Annotated in this window: 2 protein-coding genes; both read right to left on the bottom strand. The window is 67.3% G+C overall.

Features of this window, described 5'->3' with window-relative positions; all coding sequences use genetic code 11:
* Window positions 1-203: 203 nt before the first annotated feature.
* Window positions 204-1,055 carry a PAC2 family protein gene (locus V6M46_RS05270; protein ID WP_332662730.1) on the bottom strand — a complete coding sequence of 284 codons (852 nt, stop codon included), beginning with the start codon at window positions 1,053-1,055 and terminating at the stop codon, window positions 204-206.
* Window positions 1,056-1,118: 63 nt separating this feature from the next.
* Window positions 1,119-3,323 (bottom strand): vitamin B12 dependent-methionine synthase activation domain-containing protein (locus V6M46_RS05275; RefSeq protein ID WP_332662731.1); only part of this gene is annotated, 2,205 nt, incomplete at its 5' end.

Here is a 3,323-nt window from a genome sequence, read left to right on the forward strand (position 1 = left end):
CCTACCGCTGCTCCTGCGCAGGAAGTCCTACCCGCAGGATGAGCCCAAGGATCCCGAAGTGCCTCGCTGAGGCCTTCGGCCTCGCCTATTGGCGGAGGTGGCCGCCACTGACACCCCTTTTCGGCTGCAATCCCCGCTGTGGACAACCCATCCGACAGGCTCAAGAAGGGGTAGTCACGGGCTTGAGATTCGAGCTGGCCGAGTCAGTCCGTGTCGTCGCTGCGACGCCGCAGGTAGCGCTCGAACTCACGGGCGATCGCATCGCCGGACGCCTCGGGGAGCTCGCTCGTGTCGCGCTCGTTCTCGAGCGCCTCGACGTACTCGGCGATCTCCTCGTCGCGGGACGTGAGGTCCTCGGCGCCGCGCTGCCAGGCGTCGGTCATCTCGACCAGTACGCCCTGGGGGAGGGGGAGGCCCATCGCGTCCTCGATCGCACCGAGCAGGGCAAGCGTGGCCTTCGGGCACGGCGGCTCGGCGAGGTAGTGGGGGACCGCAGCCCACAGGGAGGCCGAGGCGATGCCCTCCTGCGATGCCATCTCGTTGAGCACCGACGTGATGCCGACCGGGCCGGAGTATGTCGACGGCATCAGCGACATCCGCTGCATCAGCACCGGATCGGTCGTCGAGCCGCTGACCGGCACGGGGCGCGTGTGGGGCGAGTCAGCCAGGAGCGCGCCCAGCGTGATCAGCTCGGTGACACCCGCGAGCTTGGCCACGCCGAGCACCGTCGAGCAGAACGCCTTCCAACGAAAGTTGGGCTCCGGCGCCCGGAGCAACAGGACGTCGCGGTCACCCCGCCGAGGACGCGCGTGGTAGATCATCGGGGCCGGCCAGGTGATCATCCGGTCGCCATCGTCGCCGTTGTGAACCTGTGGGCGGTGCACCTGGAAGTCGTAGTAGTCCTCCGGATCGAGCTCGATCAGCAGCTCCGCGTCCCACTCCTCGATCAAGTGATCGACCGTGCCCGACGCCGCGTCGGCGGCGTCGTTCCAGCCCTCGAAGGCAGCCACCATCCAGGGGTCCCGCAGGTGCGGGATGCTCGGTTCGACAGTCACTCCTTCAGCCTAGCCCCGCGGTACGCGCACGGAGGACAACAGGCTGAAGGAGTGACTGTCGACTCATTCGTTCTCGGTGCGGTAGCCGAGGTTGGGCGACAGCCACTTCTCGGCCTCGTCGACGCTCCAGCCCTTGCGAGCGGCGTAGTCCTCGACCTGGTCGCGGCCGATGCGGCCGAGCACGAAGTACTGGGACTCCGGGTGCGAGAAGTAGAGGCCGCTCACCGCAGCGCCCGGCCACATCGCCATGCTCTCGGTGAGCTCGATGCCGGCGTTGGCCTCGACGTCGAGAAGCTCCCAGATCGTCTGCTTCTCGGTGTGCTCGGGGCAAGCCGGGTAGCCGGGCGCCGGGCGGATGCCGTCGTACTTCTCCTTGATGAGCTCCTCGTTGCTGAGCGCCTCGTTGGGAGCGTGCGCCCAGAACTCCTTGCGTACGCGCTCGTGGAGGCGCTCGGCGAACGCCTCGGCCAGACGGTCCGCAAGTGACTCCAGCAGGATCGCGCTGTAGTCGTCGAGCTCCTTCTTGAACTCCATGATCTTGTCGGTGATGCCATGACCTGCGGTGACCGCGAACGCGCCCACGTAGTCACGCAGACCGGTGTCCTTGGGCGCCACGAAGTCGGCGAGCGACTTGCGGGCCGAGCCCTCGCGCCCCTCCGTCTGCTGGCGCAGCTGGTGCAGGACGGTCTTGACGTCGGAGCGTGACTCGTCGGTGTAGACCTCGATGTCGTCGCCGCCGACCTGGTTGGCCGGGAACAGCCCGAACACACCGTTGGCGCGGATCCACTTCTCCTCGATGATCCGGTCGAGCATCTCCTGCGCGTCGTCGTAGAGCTTGCGCGCGGTCTCGCCGGTCGCCGGGTTGTTGAGGATGTCGGGGTAGCGCCCCTTCATCTCCCACGAGCTGAAGAACGGCTGCCAGTCGATGTACTTGCGCAGCTCCTCGAGCGAGTAGTCCGTGAACGTCTTGACGAACTGCGTCGCGCCGCCGTGGCGGTGGTCGCAGTCCGGGCCCGTGCACAAGTCGCGCGCCTGCTGCAGGAGCATGCGCGGACGCGGTGGGGTGTAGTCGCTCCAGTCGATCGGCGTCGCCTTCTCGCGCGCGGCTTGGATCGGCAGCAGCGAACGCGTGTCCTGGCGAGCCGCGTGGCGCTCGCGCAGCGACTCGTAGTCTGCCGCGGTGTCGGCCAGCAGCTTGGGCCGCTGCTCGTCCGACAGCAGGGCCGCAACGACGGGTACGGACCGCGATGCGTCCTTCACCCAGATGACCGGTCCGTGATACTTCTGCGCGACCTTGACCGCCGTATGTGCGCGCGACGTCGTGGCCCCACCGATCATGAGCGGGATGTCGAACCCCTGGCGCTCCATCTCGGTGGCGAAGTTGACCATCTCGTCGAGCGACGGCGTGATCAGGCCGGAGAGCCCGATGACGTCGGCGCCCTCCTCCTTGGCCGTGTCGAGGATCTTCTGCGCGGGCACCATGACGCCGAGGTCGACGACGTCGTAGTTGTTGCACTGCAGCACGACGCCGACGATGTTCTTGCCGATGTCGTGCACGTCGCCCTTGACCGTGGCCATGATGACCTTGCCGTTGCTGCGCTCGGCGTCGCCGGGCTGCTTCTCGGCCTCGATGAACGGGATCAGGTAGGCGACGGCCTTCTTCATGACGCGCGCCGACTTCACGACCTGCGGGAGGAACATCTTGCCCTCGCCGAACAGGTCGCCGACGACGTTCATGCCGTCCATCAGCGGGCCTTCGATGACCTCGATGGGCCGGCCGCCGCGCTCGGAGATCAGCTTGCGCAGCTCTTCGGTGTCGGACTCGGCGAACTCATCGATGCCCTTGACCAGGGCATGCGTGATCCGCTCGCCGACCGGCAGCGAGCGCCACTCCTCGGAGGCGACCTCCTTGACCGAGCCGTCGCCGGCGAAGTCGGCGGCGATCTCGAGCAGTCGCTCGGTCGAGTCCGCACGTCGGTTGAGGATGACGTCCTCGATGCGGTCGCGCAGCAGCTCGGGCACCTCGTCGTAGACCTCGAGGGCGCCGGCGTTGACGATTCCCATGTCCATGCCGGCCCCGATCGCGTGATAGAGGAACACCGCGTGGATGGCCTCGCGCACCGGGTTGTTGCCGCGGAACGAGAACGACACGTTGGAGACGCCACCGGAGACCAGCGCGCCGGGCAGGTTCTGCTTGATCCAGCGCGTCGCCTCGATGAAGTCGACGCCGTAGTTGGCGTGCTCCTCGATGCCAGTCGCGACGGCGAA

The sequence above is a fragment of the Aeromicrobium sp. genome (assembly GCF_036676885.1).
In the GTDB taxonomy this organism is placed as follows: Bacteria; Actinomycetota; Actinomycetes; order Propionibacteriales; family Nocardioidaceae; genus Aeromicrobium.